Source organism: Polaromonas eurypsychrophila (assembly GCF_014641715.1).
In the GTDB taxonomy this organism is placed as follows: Bacteria; Pseudomonadota; Gammaproteobacteria; order Burkholderiales; family Burkholderiaceae_C; genus Polaromonas; species Polaromonas eurypsychrophila.
Window position 1 is genome coordinate 17,111 of the sequence record NZ_BMIG01000010.1, and the last position, 23,013, is coordinate 40,123.

Genomic DNA, 23,013 nt, shown 5'->3' on the forward strand with positions numbered 1-23,013 from the left:
ATTGCGCCGCTCCCTTTGGAAAGCGACGCGTTCGTCACTCTATTTCGTCGGAATTTGACCTGAGTCAGGAACACCCGGCGCGGCTGGCACGGAAGTCCTGGCTGGCGCTGGCACAGGCACTGCAGTGCCCGGAATTTGCGCGGCGCCCGAAGCCGGTGTTGCGGGTGCGGGGGCCGTCAGCGTGGAGCCTTCAAGCACGCTGGAGCCGGTCTGCGGACGGGCATTGCCGAAATAGGCCAGCGCCAGGGTACAGACAAAAAACACCGCAGCCAGCACTGCCGTTGTACGCGACAGGAAGTTGGCGCTGCCGCTGGCACCGAACAGGCTGCCGGAGCCGCCACTGCCGAACGCGGCGCCCATGTCGGCGCCCTTGCCATGCTGGACCAGAATCAGGCCAATCATGCCCAGCGCAGAAAGCATTTGGGCCACCAGAACAACAGTCAGCAAAACATTCATATCAACTCCTAATTTAATAGCGCACGCTTCCCGTCAAACGGGGACTGCAGCAATAATTTTCAAAAAATCCGGGGCCTTGAGCGACGCTCCGCCAATCAGGCCGCCATCGATGTCAGTCTGGCCCAGCAAGGACGCGGCATTGGCGGCATTCATGCTGCCGCCGTACAAAATTTTCACGCGGTCCGCGTGGTCGGTCGCCGCCTTGAGCTGTGTGCGCAGCACGGCATGGACGGCCTGCGCCTCCTCTGGCGTCGCAGTCTTGCCAGTGCCAATGGCCCAAACCGGCTCGTAAGCGACAACAATTTCGCTGATGCAATGGCCATTGGTGTGGATCACGGCTGCCAGCTGGCGCTTGACCACTTGTTCTGTCTGCCCTGCTTCGCGTTCAGCCAGCGTTTCACCCACACACACAATCGGCGTGACACCGGCAGCCAACGCGGCTTTGGCCTTTTCAGCCACCAGCGCATCGCTTTCACCGTGGAACTGGCGGCGCTCGGAGTGACCCACAATCACGTAACGACAAGCGAACTCCTTAAGCATGGATGCACTGACTTCGGCAGTGAATGCACCGGATGCCTGGCTGGATACATCCTGCGCACCCAGATCAATCGCCGACAGGGCCGGCGTGGCCATAATCAGAGCGTGGACCTGTGCCAAATAAGGCGCAGGCACACAAACCGCGATCGCGCATGCTGGCTGCCCGGACAGGCCAGCCGCGATCTCGCGCAGCAAAGCCTCGTTGGCAGCCAGGCTGCCATTCATTTTCCAGTTTCCTGCAATCAGTTTTTTCATGACTTACTGTGCCTTACCAGGTCAACACGATTTTGCCGATGTGCTGGTTGGACTCCATCAGCGCATGCGCCTGAGCCGCTTCAGCCGCCGCGAAGGTGCTGTGGATCACCGGCTTGATTCTGCCTTTGGCCAGCAAGGGCCAGACCTTGTCCCTGAGCGCCTGCGCAATCGCCGTCTTGAATTCGACAGACCGCGGACGCAAGGTGGAGCCGGTGATTGTCAGGCGTTTGCGCAGCACCAGGCCAGCATTGAATTCGGCCTTGGTGCCGCCCTGCACCGCAATAAACACCAGGCGGCCGTCCTCGGCCAGGCAGCCGATTTCACGCGCCACGTAACTGCCGGCGACCATGTCCAGAATCACGTTCACGCCTTTGCCTGCGGTTATCGTCTTGACCTCTTCCGCAAAATCAGCGGTCTTGTAGTTGATGGCGTGGTCGGCACCGAGCTTCAGGCAGGCAGCGCATTTCTCGTCGCTGCCGGCTGTCACGATCACGGTCGCGCCCATGGCCTTGGCAATCTGGATCGCAGTGACGCCGATGCCGCTGGAGCCGCCCTGAATCAGCAGCGTTTCACCCTTCTGCAGCCGGGCCCGGTCAAAAACATTGCTCCAGACCGTGAAGAAAGTTTCCGGCAGGGAAGCAGCCTCGATGTCGCTGAACCCCTCCGGCACCGGCAGGCACTGGCCAACCGGCGCAACGCATAGCTCGGCATAACCGCCGCCGGCCACCAGCGCGCAGATGCGATCACCGACCTTCAGATTTGCCTGCGCCATCGCTGCGGCGTCGCCAGAGACGATGACGCCGGCAACTTCAAGCCCTGGAATATCAGAAGCGCCCGGCGGAACCGGGTAGTTGCCGGTGCGCTGCAGCACATCAGGCCGGTTCACACCGGAGGCGGCCACGCGAATCAGCAACTCCCCTGCACCCGCCACCGGGTCGGGCCGCTCACCCAGGCGCAGAACGTCAGGCGCTCCATAGGAGGTAATTTCAACAGCTTTCATGGGAATTTTAGTGTTTTATGGCTGCAGCCCCCGTCTGACGGGCGCTAGCAGCTACAAAATCAATAGCAAATTAGCTTTGGTCCTGCCCTTGCGCAGGGCGGTCCAGCAGCACCTTCATGGAGAGCTTGACGCGGCCCTTTTCATCGGTCTCAAGCACCTTGACCTTGACGATCTGGCCTTCGCTCAGATAGTCGGTGACGCGTTCGACACGTTCGTGGGCGATCTGGCTGATGTGCAGCAGGCCGTCCTTGCCGGGCATCAGGTTGACCAACGCACCGAAATCCAGGATCTTGGTGATCGCGCCTTCGTACACCTTGCCGATTTCGACTTCGGCGGTGATCTCGGCGATGCGGCGCTTGGCTTCATCGGCCTTGGCGCTGTCGTTCGACGCAATGGTGATGGTGCCGTCTTCCTCGATATTGATCTGCGTGCCGGTTTCCTCGGTCAGCGCGCGAATGACAGCGCCGCCCTTGCCGATCACGTCACGAATTTTCTCGGGGTTGATCTTCATGACATACAGGCGCGGTGCGAAGTCGGAGACTTCGGTCTTGGCCTCGCCCATGGCTTCCTGCATCTTGCCCAGGATGTGCATGCGGGCTTCCTTGGCCTGGGCCAATGCGACCTGCATGATTTCTTTGGTGATGCCCTGGATCTTGATGTCCATCTGCAGCGCGGTGATGCCGGCGGTGGTACCCGCGACCTTGAAGTCCATGTCGCCCAGATGATCTTCGTCACCCAGAATGTCGGTCAGCACGGCAAAGCGGTTGTCTTCCTTGATCAGGCCCATGGCGATGCCGGCCACATGGGCTTTCATCGGCACGCCGGCGTCCATCAGCGAGAGGCAGCCGCCGCAGACCGAAGCCATCGACGAAGAGCCGTTGGACTCGGTGATCTCGCTGACCACACGCATGGTGTACGGGAACTCTTCCTTCGACGGCAGCACGGCGATCAGCGCGCGCTTGGCCAGACGGCCGTGACCGATTTCGCGGCGTTTCGGGCTGCCGACACGGCCGGTTTCGCCGGTGGCGAACGGAGGCATGTTGTAGTGCAGCATGAAGCGGTCTTCGTAGTCGCCCGACAGTGCGTCGATACGCTGCGCGTCGCGCTCGGTACCCAGCGTGGTCACCACCAGCGCCTGGGTTTCGCCACGCGTGAACAGGGCCGAACCGTGGGTGCGCGGCAGCACGCTGTTGCGGATTTCAATCGCGCGCACGGTACGCGTGTCGCGGCCGTCGATACGCGGCTCACCGGCCAGGATCTGGCTGCGGACAATTTTGGCTTCGATGTCGAACAACATGCCTTCAACGGCCACGCCGTCGAATGCCGTGCCGTCGGCCTTGAGCGCAGCCATGACTTCGGAAGTCACAACGCGGCAAGCCTGGGTACGGGCTTGTTTGGCACGAATCTGGTAAGCGGCCTCCAGCTTGGCGGCGGCCAGCGCGTTGACCTTGGCGATCAGCGGCTCGTCCTTGGCAGGCGCCTGCCAGGCCCAGACCGGTTTGCCGGCGTCACGAACCAGTTCGTGGATTGCATTGATGGCGATGTTGCCCTGCTCATGGCCAAACACGATGGCGCCGAGCATGATTTCTTCGGACAGTTGCTTGGCTTCGGACTCGACCATCAACACGGCGGCTTCGGTGCCGGCCACGACCAGGTCCATGACGGAGTCCTTGAGCTGGGTCTTGCCAGGGTTCAGAACATACTGGCCGTCGATGTAGGCCACGCGCGCAGCGCCAATGGGGCCGTTGAACGGGATGCCGGAAATCGCCAGCGCTGCGCTGGAAGCGATCAGCGCGGGAATGTCGCCTTCGACTTCGGGGTTCAGCGACAACACGTGGATCACGACCTGCACTTCGTTGAAGAAGCCTTCCGGGAACAGTGGACGGATCGGGCGGTCTATCAGGCGCGATGTCAGCGTTTCGAATTCGCTGGGACGGCCTTCACGCTTGAAGAAGCTGCCGGGAATGCGGCCGGCGGCGTAGGTCTTTTCGAGGTAATCAACCGTCAGCGGGAAAAAGTCCTGGCCGGGCTTGGCATCGGCCTTGGCAACCACGGTGGCCAGCACCACGGTGCCGTCCATATCGACCAAAACAGCGCCGCCGGACTGGCGCGCGATCTCGCCGGTTTCCATCGTGACCTTGTGCTGGCCCCACTGGAAGGATTTGGTGACTTTGTTGAAAATGCTCATGTCTTTTTCTCCACTAGATTCAGGCGCTTGAGGCAGCGCCGGAGGCCCGGAGTGGCGGCTGGCAGAACACGATGCCATTCCACAAAATGCCTGCAGTTTCAGGACTTTTCTTGTGGAATGACACAGCGCGTGATCGTTTTGCCTTGCTCCGAAGTAAAAAACGCCTGAGCTAGTGAACTAACTCAGGCGTCTTGCAGTCGTTTTAACGATTATTTACGCAGGCCAAGTTTGGCGATCAGCGCAACGTAACGGGCCGCGTCCTTGGACTTCAGGTAGTCCAGCAGCTTGCGGCGGCGGCTCACCATGCGCAGCAGGCCACGGCGACCGTGGTGATCCTTGGCATGGGTTTTAAAATGGGGCATCAGCTCATTGATGCGGCCAGTCAACAGACCGACCTGAACTTCCGGGCTACCGGTGTCGTTGGCAGCGCGTGCGTTGGACTGAACGATCTCAGCCTTCACAGATTTTGCAATCATGGGTTTTCCTTGTGTAACTTGCGAGCGGCACAGTGTTCCCGAAGTGGGAGTTGACCGGGGCCGTCGTGTTCTGCAGCGTGTGCCTCATGCGAGACGCCCGCTTTTTATGCAGAGCCTCGGATTATAGCCCAGGAAACGCGATATTCCCGTCAGGCCCGAGCCAGCCAGCTGCTCAGGCGGTTTACGCCCTCCTCCAGCCGCGCCAGGTCCTGGCTGGCAAAACACCAGCGCAGCCAGCCCTGCATCGCAGGCGAACGGTCGGCACTGAAGGCATCGCCCGGCGCCAGCCCCAGACCGGCCTCGACCACCAGCCGTTTGGCCGTCTCAAACGCATCGCCCTGCCCGGCCAACCGGAAAAAGGCATACATGCCGCCCGGTGCGGGAGACAGCTCGACCCCCGGCACGGCCTGGAGCAGGGGCACCAGCGTGTCGCGGCAGTTTTTGAGGTGCGCCACCACCTGGGGCGTGACCTCGTCCGTGCGCTGCAGGGCGACCACGCCGGCGCGTTGGATGAAGACCGGTGCGCAGGAGGTGTTGAACTCGATCAGCTTGCCCATGTGCGTCGTGGCTGACGCCGGCAATACCAGCCAGCCCAGGCGCCAGCCGGTCATCAGAAAGCTTTTTGAAAAACTGTGGGCCACCATCAGCCGGTCGTCTGGCAAGGCGATGTCCAGGAAACTGGGCGCGCAACCATTGGGGCTGCTTTCGTAATACAGGCGCTCGTAGACTTCGTCGGCCAGAATCCAGGTGCCCGTCTTGCGGCAATGCGCCAGCAGCAACTCCTGTTCGCCGCGGCTTAAAGTCCAGCCGGTCGGGTTGTTGGGCGAATTGACGATCAGCAGTTTGGTGCGGACGGTCACGGCCGCCAGCAACTCGTTCATGTCGAGTTGCCATCGGCCCGCAACCGGTTTGAGACTCACGCAGCGCACCTGGGCACCCATGATGACCGGCTGCGCGGTCAGATTGGGCCAGACCGGTGTGACTGCCACTACCTCATCGCCGGCGTCCACCACCGCCTGCACCGCGAGCATCAGCGCATTGACACCACCCGACGTGATGGCAATTCTGTCGGCACCTACAGGCGTCGCCCCAGCGCAGCGCAAGTTGCTGCAATAGGCAGCGATGGCTTCACGCAATTCGGCCAGCCCGAGGTTGTGCGCATAGAAGGTCTCGCCTTCGCTGAGCGAACGCGCAGCGGCCTCCCGGATAAAGGCCGGGGTGACTTCATCACTCTCGCCAAACCAGAACTTGAGCACATCGCTGCGACCCATGCCGGCATTGGCGACCTGGCGAATCAGCGACTCTTCAAGATCAAGAACAACTTGTCGCATGGAGACCTCTCAGGGACGAACCATCTTGCAGCTGTGCGCTTGCTCGGCTCGCGCCGCCGCAATGGTCTTGATCACGCGAAAACCATAACCCGAGCCTTCAACATCAAACTTGACGCCTGGCGCGCCCTGCTTGTCCATCACAGCCACCAGCAAAGGCTGTTGAAACTGATGGTCAGCACTGCGCATCACACCCTGGTGGCCCGCAACCAGCACCGTCGCCTTTTCAAGTTGTGCAGCAACTGCGGCCGATTCGACGCTACCGGCTTTCTCGATGCTCTGTACCAGCGCTTCCACCATCAGTTGCATGCGCATGTGGACATAGTCGTCCTGCGGCTTGGGAAAACGCTGGCGAAACGATTGGTAGAAAACTTCGGATTGGGCGCTGGTCGCGTTGGGAAACCAGTCCGCCACCGCGATCACCTTGCCAACACCGGCATCGCCGAGGGCTGCCGGCACACCGAGGGCATTGCCGTAAAAGGTGTAAAACTTTCCTTCAAAGCCCACTTCCCTGGCGGCCTTGACCAGCAAGGTCAGGTCATTGCCCCAGTTGCCGGTCATTACAGCCTGCGCGCCACTGGCCTTGATCTTGGCCACATAGGGCAGAAAGTCCTTGACCCGGCCGATGGGGTGCAGTTCGTCACCGACGATTTGAATGTCCGGACGCTGAATGCCCAACTGTTTGCGCGCTTCCCGCCCCACCGCCTGGCCAAAACTGTAGTCCTGACCGATCAGGTAGACGCTCTTGAGCGCCTTGTCGTCCTTGAGAACATCCATCAAGGCCGCCATGCGCATGTCGGCATGGGCATCGAAACGGAAATGCCAGTAGCTGCATTTGTCGTTGGTGAGCACCGGGTCCACCGCTGAATAGTTCATGAACAGCAGGCGCTTGCCCGGCTCGCGTTCATTGTGCTTGTTGATCGCATCAATCAGCGCCGCAGCGGTTGACGATGAATTGCCCTGGGTCACCAGGGTGATGCCATCGTCCATGGCCGAACGCAGTGCCGACAGGGCTTCCTCGTTTTGTCCCTTGCTGTCGTAGCGCTCGAAAACCAGCGCACGGTTGCCGCCGGACAGCTTGATGCCACCGCGCGCATTGACCCGCTCAGCCGCCCATGTCAGGTTGCGAAACACCGCCTCGCCGGTGTTGGCGAAAGGCCCGGACAGGCTTTCAATCAAAGCCACGCGCACAGGCGGCTGAGCCGTCGGCGCAGACTGGGCCCACAAAGCCGGCGATGACAAACAGGCGCAGGCTGATAGGGTCAGCACGATACGTTTCAAGAGGGGAGGCACAAAAAAATACATTCAACAATTTCCTTGAAATACACCCGGCCACGCCTACTTGCTGTGCATGCGGCAATCACGGTTGAGAGCCGCGAAGTGTAGGGGAAATTTACCCCATCCAACCTTTGGAGTTCTCATGTTCTACTCACTCGCTTCCCGTCCCGCTTCCCGCTTCCAGCGCCGCAACCCGGCGTTGACCAACAACGGCGCCCTCGACAGATTCCTGGACGACACGCTGGGCTCCCTGTCCGGCACGTATGGCACCCCAGCCGCCACGGTGGAAGACGGCGAAAAAGCCTACTCGCTGCAGCTTGATGTTCCCGGCCTGGGCAAGGAGCAGCTGGACATCGGTATCGAAGGCGATGTGGTCCGCATCACAAGCAAGGCCGACGCCGCGCGAACCGTCAAGGCCGCCTACCGTTTCCCGGTGGAGATCGACACCGCGAACAGCTTAGCCAAACTTGAGAACGGCGTGCTGACCCTCACACTGGGGAAAAAAGTGCCGGTCAGCAATGTCGCCTCACTTGCAATCAACTGATCGGGCCGTCAGCTTTTGTCGTAGCGGTAGTCCAAGACCTTCGAGCCGGCAACGCATGGACAGTGCGCTGCCGGCCAAGCACCGCCCAAGCTCTCGGGAATATCCCTGACCCCGGAGCAGGCGGATGGCGGCCTCGTTCCCGTTGTCCGCAGCGAACAATATCGGCATGGCAGCCAAAAAAATTCCCCTGTCAACCGTGGCCCTGGTCTTCGCAACTCTGCTACTTGGCGGCTGCAGTGTAGTTCTCACCGCCACCGTGTCGATGGCCACGCAGCTTGATCGCGCCACCCGTAGCGCCCCAGCCAAAACATTGCTGATTTTTCTGCCCGGCAGGTACGCGAACGGCGCATCGCAGCCGATGTGTTGCTGATGGATGCGCACATGGGCTACTGCGACAATTTCAGCGTCGTGGGCCGGTTGGATGTCGACGTGTTTGCGCCCGCGCGCACTGCCGGTTACGAGGAAATCTGGTTGCTGTGTCACGAGCTATCAGTTGTCCCTGTCGATAATCGTGATCGCGTGATCGTCAGCCCAGTTTAAAAATGCGTCAATCGCGTCAGCTGTCTCAAGCCGGGTTAGACACTCGCATTTCGCAAGCATGGTGGTTACAACCAAAGTCGATTTTCTGGCTACGGTTACCGAGTTGAGATTCTCAATACGCTTTGTCAATGCCAACAACATTTCCCTGTCCGTCAGGGAGCGGCGCTGGTAGGCCACCCATATGTCCCGCACATCCAGCACCTGCGGCTTCGACCACTCCATAAATCCGCTCGAAAAGTAATTTAGTGACTCGCCAACGACAGGCTTGCCGAGCATTGCATTGAGTTGCGGTAACTGTGTCCTCATATGAATACCTTTTCTTTGCTAGTGGATACCGTTATACCCATGCAGGAAGTAGGCCAGATGACAAATCAAAACGATGAGGCCCGGGAAAACTCCAGGAAAGGTAGGCGACCGCCTTGCGCCGGAGCGGGTATTCACCACGCCCCGGGAGCCCTTTACTCTAGCTGGCTACTTCGTACTGCTCACTGTGTGGTCCCGTCTTAGTAATCTTTGTATACCTGTTGCGTGTTGAGGTCGATCCGCCATCACAAAGCGGTATCCTCTGTCGGGCAATCGCTAGCTAAGCAACTTCATCGAATGGCACATCAATTGATCAATCCACTCCTGACAAATGTACGGACGCATCATCGGACGATCAGCCGCTGGAGCGGCTATCTCGCACTTGCCTGCGTCATGCAGGCGCTCCCCGCGTCCGCAGCTTTTCTGGAAGGTGAGGCCGTCTACCGCGAACGCATCATGCCGCCCCCCAATGCGGTTCTGGTCGTCAGTCTTCAGGATACGGCGCGCGCCGATGCCCCGGCTACCGAGCTGGGGTCGGTCCGGATACGCCTTGCCGCCGGGCCGCCCTATCGCTGGCGGCTCGAATACGACGAGCGCATGACTGCCGCGCCAGCTCGACCGGTGTTGCGTGCCAGGATTGAAACGCTGGCGGGCTTATGGATGACCACCGACACGGTACTGCCGGCGTTCACACCAGCACCCGTATTACAGCTGCGCAGCGTCGCGGCGACAGCAGACCCCTGCGCCAGCGCCAGCACGCAGGCAGCTTTGAACGAATGCGCTTATGAGAGCTTTCTCGCGGCGTCGGCAGCGATGAGCCCACGGCTGCGACAAATCGAATCGACCTTGACACCGCCCAAGCGGACCGCGTGGCGCGATGTGCAAAAAGCTTGGCTGACGTTCAGGACGCAGAGCTGCCAGTTCGAAAGCAACGCCGTTGAAGGAGGCAGCGCAAGGCCCATGGTGCAGTGGCAATGTGCGGCCCGAATGACAAGGGAGCGAACTGCGGCGCTGGCGCGTCTCGCGTCATGTCCGGAAGGCGATATCGCCTGTTCCCCCCACAGCACTTCTAAAGGTGCACCATGATTTATCGTTTCTGCCGCTCCAGCATTTTCTGGTTGTGCTGCCTCGCAGCATGGCCGCTGGCGGTCTGGGCGCAATCGCCGGTTATCGGCACCGCATCGGGCCCGGTACAAGGCGCTATCGAAAACGACATCGCCGTATTCCGCGGGCTGCCGTTCGCCGCACCGCCGGTGGGTGAGCAGCGCTGGCGCGAACCGCAGCCGGTGCAGCCCTGGTCGTCCGTGCGGCAGGCAAGTACTGTGGGTGCGTCGTGTCCGCAAAAGCGCGGCCTGTCGCTGGAGGGCGGCGGTGACCCCGGCACGCTCAATGAGGACTGCCTTTACCTGAACGTCTTCACGCCGCGCGCAGAACCCGGCGCAAAGTTGCCGGTGATGGTGTGGATTCATGGCGGGGCCCTGATCTTTGGCGGCGGGGGGTTGCCGCTTTACGACGGCAGTGCGCTGGCGCGGCGCGGTGCGGTGGTGGTCACTTTGAACTACCGACTCGGGCGGATGGGGTTTTTCACCCATCCGGCGCTGGAGCAGGAGCGCCCGGGCGGCCCGGTTAATTTTGGGCTGTTTGACCAGATTGCAGCCTTGCAATGGGTGCAGCAAAACATCGGGGCATTCGGTGGGGATGCGTCCAAAGTGACGGTGTTTGGGCAGTCGGCGGGCGCGCAAAGCGTATTGGCGCTGATGGCTTCCCCCCTCGCCGCCGGCCTCTTCCATGGCGCAATCGCCGAGAGTCCGTATGCCTTTCCCGGCCATACACGTGCCAAGGCTGCCGCAACGGGTGCCGCGATTGCCGATGCGGTCGGCCTGCCCGGTGCGCGTGCGAGCATGGATGCGTTGCGGCGGATTCCAGCCGAACGTTTGTCGGCACTTGACGGCAATGAAGTGTCACTCACCTCCTCTTTCATCACCGGCGACGCCGCCGTCCCCCTGCCGCTTCTTGAAGTGTTTCAACAAGGCCGGGAGGCTGCGGTGCCGCTGGTTATCGGCAGTAACAGCGACGATGCCAGCGTGGTGCTGGCCTTCGGCATTGACCCGGCGCAGGCGGTGCAAAAACTGGGCAAGGCCCGCGTCCTGGTCAAAGCCTTTTACCCCGAGGTCAAAGACGAAAGGCAGCTGGGCCTGGCCATGGGGCGTGACGTCGGCTTTACCGCCTTTGCGCGTCGCATCGCCTACCTGCACAGCCAGAAAGCACCCACCTGGCGCTATTACTTCAGTCATACCGGCGTGGGCGCGGGATCGACCGGCGCGGGCCATGGCGCAGAGGTTCCGTATGTGATGGGAACCACCAGTCAATGCCAGTGCCTCGGGCAGCCGCCAACGCCGTTTGATCTGGCTGTGGAAGACAGGATGGGGGACCGCTGGGTCGCGTTTGCGTCCACTGGGAAACCTGAGGGGAAGGTCGCGTGGCCGCAGGACAACCGGGGTCGTGGCGTCGTGCTGGATATCGGCAATCAGGACACGGTCCGCCCTGCCTTCATGAGCGCCCGCCTGAACACCATCATCACGGGCCTGAAGTGGGCAGGAAGTCGCGCCGCACGGCAGTGACCTTGGCCGCCACTCCCACGGCAGACTTGCCGAGCGACCAGCGTGGCATCACGTCAAAGGAGTAAGCGGTGTTGACCATCTCGACACCTGCCTGCAAGCGCATGGCAGCGGCCATGGCAATCATGGCGCCATTGTCAGTGCACAGATGCAACTCGGGGTAGTGCACCCGGATCCCGCGTTTGCTGCATGCCGCATTGAGCTGTTCGCGCAGCAGGGTGTTGGCCCCCACGCCGCCGGCAACGACCAGACGCTTGAGGCCAGTTTGCTCCAGCGCCTTCAGCGATTTTTTGAGCAGTACTTCGACAATCGCCGCCTGCGTTGAGGCGGCCAGATCAGCCTTGTCCTTCTCGCTGATGACCGCGCCTAGCTTTTTGGACTGCGTCAGCACGGCGGTTTTCAGGCCCGAGAAGGAAAAATCGAGATCGCCGCTGTGCAGCAGCGGCCGCGGCAGCTTGAAGGCCAGCGGGTTGCCCTGCGCAGCCAGTTTAGCCAGGGCCGGGCCTCCAGGATAAGGCAGGCCCAGCAATTTCGCGGATTTGTCAAAGGCTTCGCCGGCCGCATCGTCAATCGTCTCTCCCAGCACTTCATAGCTGCCGACACGGTCCACCTGCATCAACTGGGTATGGCCGCCCGAGACCAGCAAGGCGACAAACGCAAATTCGGGCGGATCCTGACTGAGGAATGGTGACAGCAGATGTCCCTCCAGATGGTGCACACCCATCACCGGCTTTCCGAGTGCCGCAGCCAGCGAACACGCCACACCCGCGCCCACCAGCAGCGCGCCGGCAAGACCCGGCCCGCGCGTGAAGGCCACCACATCAACATCCTTCAATGTGCGTCCTGCATCAGCCAACACCTGCTCGGTCAATGGCAACACGCGGCGAATATGGTCACGGCTGGCCAGTTCCGGGACCACGCCGCCATAAGCCTGGTGCATGGCAATCTGGCTGTGCAAAGCGTGCGAGAGCAAGCGCGGCACACCCGCGCCAGAGCTGTCCACCAGCGCAACGCCGGTTTCATCACAACTGGACTCAAATCCCAAAACAATCATGTTCCGAGTGTACGGTTTGGCTCAAATCTTGCAGCAAGTCAGGTATGACGCCATCACAGTCCCTGCGCTTGGTCATCATTGCTCCGGATTTGTTGGAAGGCATAGCCACGGACAGCCATGCCAGAGCCCAGGCCGAGCGCTCCCGGCAGTTACGCATCGGCCTGCTGGAAAACGGCTACAACATCGTGGCCGTGCTGCCCGCAGACACCTTTCTCTATGAGCGCCTGGCCCAGCTACAACCGGACATGATCATCGTGGACGCTGAAAGCGAGGCGCGCGATTCGCTCGAACATGTGGTGATGGCAACCCGCGACGCGCGGCGTCCGATTGTGCTGTTTACCAACGACAACGACACCAGCCATGTGAAGGATGCTGTCGCAGCCGGAGTATCTGCTTACATCGTGGCCGGCTTGTCGCCCGAACGCATACGCCCGATTCTGGACGTGGCGATGGCTCGTTTCGAGCACGAGCAGGGCTTGCGGCGCGAGCTCGCCGACGTGAGGATCGAGCTGCAGGACCGGAAAATCATCGACCGCGCCAAAAGCATGTTGATGCAACGTCAAGATCTCACGGAAAAGGCGGCTTACGACAAGCTGCGGAAGGCCGCCATGGACAAGGGCTTGCGCCTGGGCGAGGTCGCGCAGCGCATGCTGGACGCCGCCGACCTACTCGGCTAGAAGTCACACGCATTACTCCGAAATGGTGCAGCGCACAATTACAGTGCAAGCCAGCAGTGTTCGTCCATCCGTCCGGGTCGCACCCTGAGTTGCTATTAATTCAATAGCTGCTTACGCCCTCAGAATATGGGCTACAGACCGATTCCATTCATGTCATCGAAAGGGGATTGTTAAAAGAACACACTGGCACAGGTTTTGCTTAGTGCTTAGGCATCAGGTATTCCACTTCAACGGCGAAGCGGTTTGCCTCCATGAACAAAGGCGTTCGCACCCTGCATTCACATCTCTTGTGTTTGCCCGGGTCGAGCGCCTTTTTTGTTTTTTGTTTTCACTTCTGGAGTGCTGACCATGACCGAACTGCTGAAATCTTCGCTGACGCGCCGCACTGTTTTGCAGGCCGCCGCTATCGGCGCCACAGGAATCAGCCCGGCGCTGCGTGCCGTGGTGTATGCCCAGGGTTCCGACGCCCCGGAAAAGAAAGAGGTCAAGATCGGATTCATCCCGCTGACCGACTGCGCCAGCATTGTGATGGCCTCGGTCCTGGGCATTGACAAAAAATACGGCGTCACCATTGTTCCGAGCAAGGAAGCCAGCTGGGCCAGCATCCGTGACAAGGTCATCGCCGGTGAAAACGACTTCACCCACATGCTGCTGGGTCAGGCCTACGGCGTCCATCTGGGTGCAGGCGGCGCGAAAAAAGACATGGCCGTGCTGATGACACTGAACCACAACGGCCAGGCCATCACCCTGAGCAAAAAACTGGCCGATAAAGGCGCAGTGGATGGCCCTTCTCTTGCCAAGCTCATGACCACGGACAAACGTGACTACACCTTTGCGCAAACCTTCCCCACCGGCACACACGCCATGTGGCTTTACTACTGGCTGGCGGCCAACGGCATCAACCCCATGAAAGATGCAAAAGTCATCACCGTGCCGCCACCCCAGATGGTGGCCAACATGCGGGTCGGCAACATGGACGGTTACTGCGTCGGCGAGCCCTGGAATCACCGCGCCATCATTGACGGCATTGGCATCACAGCGCAAACCACGCAGGACATCTGGAAAGACCACCCGGAAAAGGTGCTCGCCACCACGGGCGACTTCGCCAAAAAGAACCCCAACACCTGCCGCGCTGTCACCGCAGCGATCCTCGAAGCCGGCAAGTGGATAGATGCCAGCCTGAGCAACAAGACAAAAATGGCTGAAACCATTGCCGACAAAAGCTATGTGAACACCAGCGTCGATGCCATCAACCAGCGCATTCTGGGTCGTTACCAGAACGGCTTGGGAAAAACCTGGGATGACCCGAACTTCATGAAGTTTTCAGGCGATGGTTTCGTGAATTTTCCCTACCTGTCTGACGGCATGTGGTTCCTGACGCAGCACAAGCGCTGGGGACTGATCAAGGACCACCCGGACTACCTGGCTGTCGCCAAACAGATCAGCCAGATCGACATCTACAAACAAGCCGCCACAGCAGCCAAGGTGAGCCTGCCCAAGGACGCCATGCGGTCCAGCAAGTTGATGGATGGCGTGGTCTGGGACGGCAAAGACCCGACCAAGTACGCCGACAGCTTCAAAATCAAAGCCTGATTCAACACAGCCCAAGGAGAACGCCATGGTCGCCGCTGTTTTTCATGAAATCGACGTCGCTGAGAAGGCTTCGTCCGCTACACATTCAGTAGCAACCTCAGCCCACAAATCGGGGGCACCCGCCCCGCAAGCCATGGCAATTGAAACCGTTCGGGGAACTCCGCTTGCAGTCAAGCCATCCCGTGATATCTCATTTTTATGGTTGGTCATCATGCCGCCCGTCTTGGGCTTTGGCCTCCTGGTGCTGCTGTGGATGGCAATATCCATCACCACCAAGGGGAGCATTCCAACGCCAGCGGATACGTTTACCCAGGCGCTCAGTCTTTTCAGCGACCCTTTCTACAGCAAAGGGCCCAACGACCAGGGCATAGGCTGGAACGTGTTGTCATCGCTCAAGCGCGTGGCCCTGGGTTTTGGCCTGGCCGCCGTCGTGGGCATCCCGGTAGGCTTCATGATTGGGCGCTTCAAATTTCTAAGCACCATGTTCAACCCGCTTATCAGCCTGCTGCGGCCGGTGTCGCCACTGGCCTGGCTGCCCATCGGCCTGCTGGTATTCAAGGGCGCAAATCCGGCCGCGATCTGGACCATTTTTATCTGCTCAATCTGGCCCATGATCATCAACACCGCGGTCGGTGTGCAGCGCGTACCGCAGGACTACATGAACGTGGCGCGGGTGCTCAATCTCAGCGAGTGGAAAATCCTCACCAAAATTCTCTTCCCCGCCGTGCTGCCCTACATGCTCACTGGCGTGCGTCTGGCCGTCGGCACCGCCTGGCTGGTGATTGTGGCGGCCGAGATGCTGACCGGTGGCGTCGGCATCGGCTTCTGGGTCTGGGACGAGTGGAACAACCTCAACGTCAAAAACATCATCATCGCGATTTTTGTCATCGGCATCGTGGGCCTGCTGCTCGAGTTCGCACTGATCAAGCTGGCCACTGCGTTTACCTTTGAAGACGTCAAAAATTAGGTCTTACCACGCAAGGAGTAGCACATGAGCGAATCTTTCACCACCAAATACATCGAAGTCCAGGGCGTTGCGCAAACCTTCAAAACCAAGAAGGGACCGTTCTGCGCCCTGCAGGACATCAACCTGGCGGTGGCCAAGGGCGAGTTCGTTGCGCTGATTGGCCACTCTGGATGCGGCAAGTCGACCTTGCTCAACCTGATTGCCGGCCTGACCACGCCAACCGAAGGCAGCCTGCTTTGCGCCAACCGTGAAATCGCCGGCCCGGGACCGGAGCGCGCAGTGGTGTTCCAGAACCATTCCTTGCTGCCCTGGCTCACCTGTTTCGAAAATGTCTACCTCGCCGTCGAGCGGGTTTTTGCAGCGACCGAGAGCAGAGCCCAGCTCAAGGCGCGCACCGACGCCGCACTCGCGATGGTCGGTTTGAGCCCGGCCGCGCAAAAACGCCCCGGCGAAATTTCAGGCGGTATGAAGCAGCGGGTTGGCATTGCACGCGCGCTGTGCATGGAACCCAAAGTGTTGCTGCTCGATGAACCTTTCGGCGCACTTGACGCGCTGACCCGCGCCAAGCTGCAGGACGAACTGCTGCAGATCGTGGCTACCACGCAGAGCACGGTGGTCATGGTGACGCACGACGTGGACGAGGCGGTGCTGCTGTCCGACCGGATTGTGATGATGACCAATGGTCCCTCAGCCACTATCGGCGAGATCCTGCAGGTCGATCTCCCGCGGCCTCGTTCGCGTGTGGCGCTGGCCGAGGACATCCGTTATGTCGGTTACCGCAAAGCTGTGATCGACTTCCTCTACACCCGCCAGGCCCACGTGGAAAAACTGACGGCCTGAACGGTCGCGCCCCGTGCGGACTACGCGCCGGTGAGCCACCGGCGCATGCCAGCGCCCACGTCCGGAAAAAACAGGGCAGGACGGCGACCAACACAATCCGGCGCTCCGACCCGGCACATCTGCAGGCACAGATGACCGCAAAACGCCCGCAAATCGGGCGACGCATCAAAATGAACAGCCTCCAGCGCTCGATTGCGCCGCAAAAGTGAATTTTCCGGCGCCCCAAGGTGGCACGTTTCTCGCACTGATTCTGTGAATAACGATTTTCACAGAAAGAGTTTGCACCATGTCCGGGTTCCGTCATTTCCTGAAAGCTGGCCACGCGCCCACACTGGGTGCGGCGTTCTTTTACTTCGCATTTTCCTGCTGCATCTGGGTCATGAATGGGGCGATGGCGCCTTTTATTTCAGAAATCTACAACCTCTCACCGACCCAAAAGGGCGTGATGCTGTCAGTGCCGATTTTTGCCGGCGCTCTGATGCGTTTTCCGCTCGGGGTACTGGCCCAGTACATAGGGCGAAAAAACGCCACCCTGGTCGAAATGGGCCTGATCATGGTGGCCTTGCTGTTCGGTTATTTCTTTGTTGACTCCTACAACAGCCTGCTGGCGATGGGTGTGCTGCTGGGCATTGCCGGCGCCAGCTTTGGCGTGGCGCTCAGTCTGGGCTCGGGCTCTTTCCCGGCCCGCTACAAAGGGCTGGCCATGGGCCTGGTCGGTGCCGGCAACGTCGGCACCGCCGTTTCGGTCCTGATCGCGCCTGCGCTGGCGCAGCGTTTCGGCTGGCAGTCGGTCTACGGCATCGCGGCCGTGGCGATGCTGCTGCCGCTGATCGCCATGATCCTCTTCGCGAAAGAACCCGACGACGTGGACAGCCACGCCACGCTGCGCGAACACGTCGCTTGCCTGTTCGAAAAAGACGGCTGGGCTTTCAGCCTGATTTACGCCGTGACTTTTTGTGGTTTCATCGGCCTGGCGACCTTTCTACCCTCCTACTACTACGACCAGTTTGGCGTGAGCAAGGTGCAGGCCGGGCAGTTGTCCATGCTGGCAGCTTTCATGGGCGCCGCGTTGCGGATTTTTGGCGGCTGGATCTCGGACCGCTGGGGCGGCGTGAACACACTGAGCGTGGTGCTGCTGACCATCGCCGTCACGCTGGTGCTGTGCGGCCTGGCAGGCAGTTCGCTGGTGGGCACGACGCTGCTGGTGATGCTGTGTTTTGCGGCGCTGGGCGCCGGCAACGGCGCCTTGTTTCAGTTGGTTCCGCTGCGCTGGCCGCTGGCCACGGCGGTGGCCGGCTCCATGATTGGCGAGATAGGCGCCCTCGGCGGCGGCCTGGTGCCCAACGCCATGGGCCTGTCCAAACAATATGCCGGCAGCTACATGTGGGGATTTTTCTTCTTTGCTGCACTGTCCGTGGGCATGCTGGTGATGCTCCGGGTGATGCAAATCCGCTGGACCCGCACCTGGGCTGAAAAGGGTGGGCGGGCGCGTAGCGATCACTGAGCGTAGCCAAGGAAAAGCGCATCGCGCTTTTGCCCACCCTTTCAGCGCAGGCTAACTTTTCGAAGAAAAGTTAAGCGCAGCGGGGCCGAAGCTAAAAGGGTCCCCGTGCCGCGCACGCAGTGCGTGATCAGCGCAGTTAATAAGCGCTGGCGGCGCTTGGCCAACTTTTCAGTGCAGGCTAACTTTTCGAAGAAAAGTTAGGCGCAGCGAGCCGAAACAAAAAGGGCAACCCCGCACGCAGTCCATGATCGGCAGGATTCAGTATGTTTTAGGCATGTCGCCCCTATCCAGCGGGCGCAAGCAGCTATTAACTTGATAGCAAATAGGCCCCTGCTTTCGAATTTGAGCGGATCAAGCGGTGCAAGGCCAGGGCTGATCCAGGAACAGGCACAAAGCACTGGTAAGCTCAAAACCTGCATCCACTGTTCAATGGAATAAAAAGATGGCCATGATTGTGGCAATTGACGACGACGAAACGATCCGCGCGCTGATTGCTGCGGCACTGCGCTTCGAGGGCTATGAAGTGATGGAGGCGGAAGACGGCGCCGCTGGACTGGCGCTGGTGCGGGACTACCGGCCGGACCTGGTCGTCAGCGATGTCAACATGCCGGTGATGGACGGCTTTTCCATGCTGCAGACCCTGCGCGCGGATCCCTCCATTCAGGCGACACCTGTCATTTTACTGACCTCGCTGCAAGAGCGTGAACACATGCGCAGCGGCATGTCCAGCGGGGCCGACGACTACCTGACCAAGCCGCTGGTTTTTGATGAGCTGCGCGATGCCGTCGCTACCCAGCTCAACAAACACCTGATGCGCCAGACCGCCCAGGCACAGGCCGTCGGCACCGCGATTGACGCCGCCCTGCAAGAACAAAAAAAGCGGCTGAGCCGGCTGTACGAAGAAAAACTGCTGGCCGAACTGAGCGAAAAATGGCCTTCCGCCGATTCGCTGGTGGAAGACCAGAAATTTGCCAACGCCACGGTGTTGTTCGTCGACGTCGTCAACTTCCCGGCGCTGGCGGAGAAGCTGTCGAGCACCGAACTCAGCGAGGTGGTGCGCGAGTTCTACAACAACGCCGGCGACACGGTTTACCTGTTTGGCGCCTACCACATGCAGTTTGTCGGCGAGGGCCTGCTGGCGGTGTTTGTTGACAGCACGGACACTGACACCGTCAACAACGGCCTGCGCGCCACCAAAGCGGCTTTGGGCCTGATCACATCGGCCCAGCGCGTGCAGGGCTTTCTGGCCAGCCATTTCCCCGGTCGCTCGCTGCCGCGTTTCGAGGTCAGCGTGGGCCTGAACAGCGGGGCCGTGACGCTGGCCAAACTGCAGGACGCGCTGCGCGGCAAGTCCCAGATCCTGCCCGTGGGCGACACCGTCAGCGCCAGCATGCTGCTGCAAAAGGAGGCCAACAAGGCGGGCTGGAAGATCGCCGCCAGCGCCACCTTGCTGCGCGAGGTGGCTGGCGCAGTGAAGATTGGCCGGCGCAAGCGTTTTTCCCTGCCGGAGCGCAGCAGTGCGCTCGACGGCATCGAGCTGCTGGGCCTGGCGAGCTAGCAATTTGCTACAAAATAAATAGCTGCATGCGCCCACTCCGTATGGGCTGGAGGCCAAAAATGCCCTCAATCGTCGCCAGCCCGACTGCTTCGCCTAGGTGGGCAAAAACAGCAGCCAAACCACCAGCAGCAGGTTGAGCAGCACCGACAGGGCCAGGCCGATCTTCCACAGGGCCACCGGATCGCGCTGGATCAGCGGCGTTGCAGCAAGTGCCGTCAGAGAGCGCGAGGCGCCGCGCTCAATCGCAAGCAGCAGTTCCTCGGCCGTTTCAAAACGCTGACGCTTGTCGCGCGCCACGGCCTTGAGCACCACATGGTCGAGCCAGATCGGCACTTCCGGGTTGTGCCGGCTGGGCGCAGTGGGGTCGCGGTAATAACGGCCCGCCTGGTATGGCAGCACCTCACCGTAGGGCAACTTGCCGGTCAACAACTGGTAGAGACTCACGCCCAGCGCAAACAGGTCACTCTGCGCGTCGGGCATTTCTTCCGGGCCGTCTTTGCCCGCCGCCGCGGCCCGGCTGCTGAAACCCCACTGCTCCGGGTTGATGTAGCTCGGCGTGCCGGCGTGCAGCTTGCGCATGGCCTCGGGCTCGCGCCCGGTCAGCGCCACGCCCAGGTCCAGCACCCGCAACACGCCGTCTTCACCCTGGTGCAGGTTGGCGGGCTTGATGTCGCGGTGAATGACATGCTGGCGATGAAGCAGGCCCAGCGCCGTGACCGCCTGGGTGGCCAGCGCCAGCACTTGGGGCAGGCTGAAGCGGTGTTTGCGGTCCAGCATCTGCTGCAGGGTTTCACCGGCATGCCAGTCATACAGCAGGTAAAACGCGCCCGGCTCACCGCCACCGGGCAGCCGGTCATGCAGGTGCACCAGGTGGTCTGCCACGCTGGATGAACCCATGCGCCTGGCCAGCCAGGCTTCGTGCGCCAGCATGGCGCGCTCCTGCGGGTCATGTGCGCGCGCAGGGTGCAGGGTTTTCAGGGCATACAGCTTGCCGCTGGTGGCCGGCGCAGCCTCAGCGGCGTTCGGGCCGGGGGCATTCCACCTGACTTGATAAAAGCACGTTAACGCCGTTGTCGGCCACCGGCGCGGTCACGGTCAAGCCGTCCAGGCTGTCACCAACCCTGAGCTTGCCCGGCACCGGCAAGGTCAGCGCGCGCCGGTTTTCATCGTCCAGCGTGGCATCGAGCAAGCCCAGCACGCGGACCACCAGCGCGGTGGCGTTGTCCGGCGTACCCGCTGCAATTGCGGCATCTACCATCTGGCGGCTGATGCGCTGCGCCTGGCCTTCCACGTTCGGCGGCGCGTCCGCGCTGGCCAGGGCCTGGAGTTTTTTGTCCGACATGACGTTGTGCACGCCGTCCGACAACAGCACAAATACATCGCCAAGCTGCAAGTCACCCTGCGTGTAGTCCATCACCAGGCGGTCTTCCGCCCCCACGCAACGCAGCAACTGGTGCCGCAGGTCCGGATGGTCCATCACGTGGTCGGTGGTCAGTTGCGTCATGCGGCCTTCACGCAACAGGTAGGCGCGGGTGTCGCCCACATGCGCCAACGCGTACGACTGGCCGCGCAACACCAGCGCTGTCAGCGTGGTCAGCCCAAGGGCCGGGTGGCGGCGCCGGTTCAATCCGGCCAGCCAGGCGTTCTGCGCGCCAATGATGCGGTCCAGCGCGACGGTGGTGTCCCAGGTTTCGGGCGTGCCGTAATAGTCGCGTACCAGGCTGGTCACGGTGGTTTGTGCGGCTTCCTGGCCCATGCCGCCGGTACTGACGCCGTCGGCAATCGCCACGATGGAGCCCATGCCCTGCTGGCCCGGCTTCGGCAGCATGGCGGCGCAGAAGTCCTCATTGACGTCCTTGCGGCCGGCGAGTGTTGCGAACCCAATGTCTATGTCAAAGGCCATGCACCAAAGCAGGCAAGTTTCGCACCCAAATTTGGTGCGCTGCAGCAAATCGTGAGGGACTTCATTAGCCCACCAGCATTTGCATGCTGCGTCCGTAGTGCGCCGACAACTTGTCGAAGATGTCGAGCAGCTCTTCACTGGCTGTGGCCACACGCTCCAGGTCAGGCGCCTCTGCCCGGCCTGCGGGCGCACTGCCGGCGAGCATCTGCGTCCAGCTCACGGCGGCGGCTTCGAGCAAAGCGCGAATTTCCTTGCTGCTCAGCGGGATGGTGTTCAGGTAAGCCAGCGCCTCCTCAAAGGCGGCATGGGCCTGCGCCAGGCCCCGCGCGGCCGGCGCCATGCCGGCTTGCGCGCCTAGCATGCCGACCAGCGCATACTTCGCAAAGCGCTGGCTCAGCATGCGCTGGCGCCCAGCCAGGTTGAGCACCTGCAGTGGCGGCATGGCACCTGCGCTTTCCAGGCTGCCCGTCAGGCGCTCGGCCTCCTGCAGCAACTGCTCGGCCAGTGCGTCCAGTTGCGGCATCTGGCCGGCTGCGGGTGTGTTCTGCAGCATTGGCTTGAGCTCAAGCCAGGTGCGCTGAATCTGTGCCAGCAGGTCACCAAAGGTCGGCTGGGAGAGGCTCTTCCCCAGCGCTGCCAGATTGACGTCGATGCGCATGACCGAGTCTTTGAGCCACGGCTGCACCTGCGCGGAATACACGCCCGCCAGTTGCAGCAACACCAGCTTGACCAGCCGCCGGGACAACATGCGCAACTGGCCGGAGCGGTTCACATCTTCCGCAAAACGCGCCGAATGAATAATGTGCTCCGACACCTGGCCAAGTCGCTGGTTGCTGTGCATGGACGCCGTGCGCAGCATCTTGAAAGCATCGTCGTCGGACACCTCTCTGGCCCGCATCAGGATACCCTTGGCGCGGTCTACCACCTTGCGCTCCTCCAGCCGGCTGGCGACATCGCGCAGTTCCTCGCGCAGCGCCTGCTCCCGTGTGAAGCGCGCCTGCGCCAGGTGAACCAGTGGCCGCAAGCGCTGCTGGCCGTAACCATTGACCACATAGGCGTGAATGCCGGCCTCGGTGGCGCGGGTTATCCTGCCGGCATCGGCATCGGTGGTGAACACAATCAGCGGCCGGGGCGAGGTATCACCGACAATCTTCAGCGCCTTGAAAAACTCCTGGTCGGGAACCGGGCTGTCGCAGATCACCAGATCGGGCTGCTGGCGCAGCACCTCCTGCACCAGTTTGCTGCATCCGCGCACGGTTGCCAGCACCTGGATGCCCACCGCTTCCAGGTCAGCCGCCAGCGGATGCGGGCCGTCGGGGCCATTCAGAATTACCAGCGCGGACGTCATAAAAATCAGGTTTTGAGAGGGGAAACGTGCCTGCAGGGACGCAAGT

The 23,013-nt window shown here is 61.2% G+C and carries 20 protein-coding genes and 1 pseudogene; 10 read left to right on the plus strand and 11 right to left on the minus strand.

Features of this window, described 5'->3' with window-relative positions; all coding sequences use genetic code 11:
* Positions 1–39: 39 nt before the first annotated feature.
* The 7 genes from secG to IEX16_RS13695 all read right to left on the minus strand — a co-directional run bounded on the left by secG (position 40) and on the right by IEX16_RS13695 (position 7,545).
* Entirely contained in the window at positions 40–456 is a 417-nt protein-coding gene (secG, locus tag IEX16_RS13665; protein ID WP_188709042.1) for a preprotein translocase subunit SecG, read from the minus strand.
* A gap of 33 nt (positions 457–489) precedes the next feature.
* Entirely contained in the window at positions 490–1,248 is a 759-nt protein-coding gene (tpiA, locus tag IEX16_RS13670; protein ID WP_188709043.1) for a triose-phosphate isomerase, read from the minus strand.
* Between the two features lie 13 nt (positions 1,249–1,261).
* On the minus strand, positions 1,262–2,248 hold the full coding sequence (locus IEX16_RS13675) for an NAD(P)H-quinone oxidoreductase (protein ID WP_188709044.1): 987 nt from the start codon (positions 2,246–2,248) through the stop codon (positions 1,262–1,264).
* Positions 2,249–2,318: 70 nt separating this feature from the next.
* A complete protein-coding gene (gene pnp, locus IEX16_RS13680; protein WP_188709045.1) occupies positions 2,319–4,436 on the minus strand; it encodes a polyribonucleotide nucleotidyltransferase in 2,118 nt (705 codons plus the stop codon).
* 209 nt (positions 4,437–4,645) lie between these two features.
* Entirely contained in the window at positions 4,646–4,912 is a 267-nt protein-coding gene (rpsO, locus tag IEX16_RS13685) for a 30S ribosomal protein S15 (RefSeq protein WP_188709046.1), read from the minus strand.
* 149 nt (positions 4,913–5,061) lie between these two features.
* Entirely contained in the window at positions 5,062–6,243 is a 1,182-nt protein-coding gene (locus IEX16_RS13690) for a pyridoxal phosphate-dependent aminotransferase (protein WP_188709047.1), read from the minus strand.
* Between the two features lie 9 nt (positions 6,244–6,252).
* Complete coding sequence (locus IEX16_RS13695; RefSeq protein WP_188709048.1) at positions 6,253–7,545, minus strand: branched-chain amino acid ABC transporter substrate-binding protein; 1,293 nt, start codon at positions 7,543–7,545, stop codon at positions 6,253–6,255.
* A 115-nt stretch (positions 7,546–7,660) separates the two neighbouring features.
* Between IEX16_RS13695 and IEX16_RS13700 the strand changes: the two genes are divergently transcribed.
* Together IEX16_RS13700 and IEX16_RS13705 are read left to right on the plus strand one after the other, a co-directional pair.
* The gene (locus tag IEX16_RS13700; RefSeq protein WP_188709049.1) at positions 7,661–8,062 is read left to right on the plus strand and encodes an Hsp20/alpha crystallin family protein; all 402 of its coding nucleotides are present in this window, start codon (positions 7,661–7,663) and stop codon (positions 8,060–8,062) included.
* A gap of 124 nt (positions 8,063–8,186) precedes the next feature.
* Positions 8,187–8,432: a hypothetical protein gene (locus IEX16_RS13705; RefSeq protein ID WP_188709050.1), complete on the plus strand. Its 246-nt coding sequence runs from the start codon at positions 8,187–8,189 to the stop codon at positions 8,430–8,432.
* 119 nt (positions 8,433–8,551) lie between these two features.
* Here the strand turns inward: IEX16_RS13705 and IEX16_RS13710 are convergent, their stop codons facing one another.
* Complete coding sequence (locus tag IEX16_RS13710; protein WP_188709051.1) at positions 8,552–8,908, minus strand: hypothetical protein; 357 nt, start codon at positions 8,906–8,908, stop codon at positions 8,552–8,554.
* Positions 8,909–9,214: 306 nt separating this feature from the next.
* Between IEX16_RS13710 and IEX16_RS13715 the strand changes: the two genes are divergently transcribed.
* Both IEX16_RS13715 and IEX16_RS13720 read left to right on the plus strand, forming a co-directional pair.
* Positions 9,215–9,991 (plus strand): YbaY family lipoprotein, encoded by a 777-nt coding sequence (locus IEX16_RS13715; RefSeq protein WP_188709052.1) that lies wholly within the window; start codon positions 9,215–9,217, stop codon positions 9,989–9,991.
* Entirely contained in the window at positions 9,988–11,526 is a 1,539-nt protein-coding gene (locus IEX16_RS13720) for a carboxylesterase/lipase family protein (protein ID WP_188709053.1), read from the plus strand. The genes IEX16_RS13715 and IEX16_RS13720 overlap by 4 nt, the downstream gene beginning before the upstream one ends.
* Here the strand turns inward: IEX16_RS13720 and tsaD are convergent.
* Positions 11,483–12,577: a tRNA (adenosine(37)-N6)-threonylcarbamoyltransferase complex transferase subunit TsaD gene (tsaD, locus tag IEX16_RS13725; protein ID WP_188709054.1), complete on the minus strand. Its 1,095-nt coding sequence runs from the start codon at positions 12,575–12,577 to the stop codon at positions 11,483–11,485. The genes IEX16_RS13720 and tsaD overlap by 44 nt on opposite strands.
* Positions 12,578–12,621: 44 nt before the next feature.
* Between tsaD and IEX16_RS13730 the strand changes: the two genes are divergently transcribed.
* The 6 genes from IEX16_RS13730 to IEX16_RS13755 all read left to right on the plus strand — a co-directional run bounded on the left by IEX16_RS13730 (position 12,622) and on the right by IEX16_RS13755 (position 19,716).
* Positions 12,622–13,254 carry an ANTAR domain-containing response regulator gene (locus IEX16_RS13730; RefSeq protein ID WP_188709055.1) on the plus strand — a complete coding sequence of 211 codons (633 nt, stop codon included), beginning with the start codon at positions 12,622–12,624 and terminating at the stop codon, positions 13,252–13,254.
* Between the two features lie 348 nt (positions 13,255–13,602).
* A complete protein-coding gene (locus IEX16_RS13735; protein ID WP_188709056.1) occupies positions 13,603–14,847 on the plus strand; it encodes a CmpA/NrtA family ABC transporter substrate-binding protein in 1,245 nt (414 codons plus the stop codon).
* Positions 14,848–14,872: 25 nt separating this feature from the next.
* Entirely contained in the window at positions 14,873–15,814 is a 942-nt protein-coding gene (gene ntrB, locus IEX16_RS13740; RefSeq protein ID WP_188709057.1) for a nitrate ABC transporter permease, read from the plus strand.
* A 24-nt stretch (positions 15,815–15,838) separates the two neighbouring features.
* Positions 15,839–16,654, plus strand: coding sequence for an ABC transporter ATP-binding protein (locus IEX16_RS13745; RefSeq protein WP_188709058.1), 816 nt, complete (start codon positions 15,839–15,841; stop codon positions 16,652–16,654).
* Positions 16,655–16,940: 286 nt separating this feature from the next.
* The gene (locus IEX16_RS13750; RefSeq protein WP_188709059.1) at positions 16,941–18,158 is read left to right on the plus strand and encodes an MFS transporter; all 1,218 of its coding nucleotides are present in this window, start codon (positions 16,941–16,943) and stop codon (positions 18,156–18,158) included.
* Between the two features lie 448 nt (positions 18,159–18,606).
* Complete coding sequence (locus IEX16_RS13755) at positions 18,607–19,716, plus strand: response regulator (protein WP_188709060.1); 1,110 nt, start codon at positions 18,607–18,609, stop codon at positions 19,714–19,716.
* Positions 19,717–19,809: 93 nt separating this feature from the next.
* Here IEX16_RS13755 and IEX16_RS13760 read toward each other — a convergent pair.
* Positions 19,810–21,619, minus strand: a pseudogene (locus IEX16_RS13760) (bifunctional protein-serine/threonine kinase/phosphatase).
* Between the two features lie 64 nt (positions 21,620–21,683).
* Complete coding sequence (locus IEX16_RS13765; RefSeq protein ID WP_188709061.1) at positions 21,684–22,967, minus strand: ANTAR domain-containing protein; 1,284 nt, start codon at positions 22,965–22,967, stop codon at positions 21,684–21,686.
* Between the last annotated feature and the right edge of the window lie 46 nt (positions 22,968–23,013).

Coding starts and splice junctions, on each gene's coding strand:
- tpiA (WP_188709043.1), bottom strand. CDS start 1,248: ATGAAAAAACTGATTGCAGGAAACTGGAAAATGAATGGCAGCCTGGCT.
- IEX16_RS13765 (WP_188709061.1), bottom strand. CDS start 22,967: ATGACGTCCGCGCTGGTAATTCTGAATGGCCCCGACGGCCCGCATCCG.
- IEX16_RS13720 (WP_188709053.1), top strand. CDS start 9,988: ATGATTTATCGTTTCTGCCGCTCCAGCATTTTCTGGTTGTGCTGCCTC.
- IEX16_RS13730 (WP_188709055.1), top strand. CDS start 12,622: ATGACGCCATCACAGTCCCTGCGCTTGGTCATCATTGCTCCGGATTTG.
- IEX16_RS13750 (WP_188709059.1), top strand. CDS start 16,941: ATGTCCGGGTTCCGTCATTTCCTGAAAGCTGGCCACGCGCCCACACTG.
- IEX16_RS13690 (WP_188709047.1), bottom strand. CDS start 6,243: ATGCGACAAGTTGTTCTTGATCTTGAAGAGTCGCTGATTCGCCAGGTC.
- secG (WP_188709042.1), bottom strand. CDS start 456: ATGAATGTTTTGCTGACTGTTGTTCTGGTGGCCCAAATGCTTTCTGCG.
- pnp (WP_188709045.1), bottom strand. CDS start 4,436: ATGAGCATTTTCAACAAAGTCACCAAATCCTTCCAGTGGGGCCAGCAC.
- IEX16_RS13705 (WP_188709050.1), top strand. CDS start 8,187: ATGGCGGCCTCGTTCCCGTTGTCCGCAGCGAACAATATCGGCATGGCA.
- IEX16_RS13675 (WP_188709044.1), bottom strand. CDS start 2,248: ATGAAAGCTGTTGAAATTACCTCCTATGGAGCGCCTGACGTTCTGCGC.
- IEX16_RS13745 (WP_188709058.1), top strand. CDS start 15,839: ATGAGCGAATCTTTCACCACCAAATACATCGAAGTCCAGGGCGTTGCG.
- IEX16_RS13695 (WP_188709048.1), bottom strand. CDS start 7,545: ATGTATTTTTTTGTGCCTCCCCTCTTGAAACGTATCGTGCTGACCCTA.
- IEX16_RS13700 (WP_188709049.1), top strand. CDS start 7,661: ATGTTCTACTCACTCGCTTCCCGTCCCGCTTCCCGCTTCCAGCGCCGC.
- ntrB (WP_188709057.1), top strand. CDS start 14,873: ATGGTCGCCGCTGTTTTTCATGAAATCGACGTCGCTGAGAAGGCTTCG.
- tsaD (WP_188709054.1), bottom strand. CDS start 12,577: ATGATTGTTTTGGGATTTGAGTCCAGTTGTGATGAAACCGGCGTTGCG.
- rpsO (WP_188709046.1), bottom strand. CDS start 4,912: ATGATTGCAAAATCTGTGAAGGCTGAGATCGTTCAGTCCAACGCACGC.
- IEX16_RS13735 (WP_188709056.1), top strand. CDS start 13,603: ATGACCGAACTGCTGAAATCTTCGCTGACGCGCCGCACTGTTTTGCAG.
- IEX16_RS13710 (WP_188709051.1), bottom strand. CDS start 8,908: ATGAGGACACAGTTACCGCAACTCAATGCAATGCTCGGCAAGCCTGTC.
- IEX16_RS13755 (WP_188709060.1), top strand. CDS start 18,607: ATGATTGTGGCAATTGACGACGACGAAACGATCCGCGCGCTGATTGCT.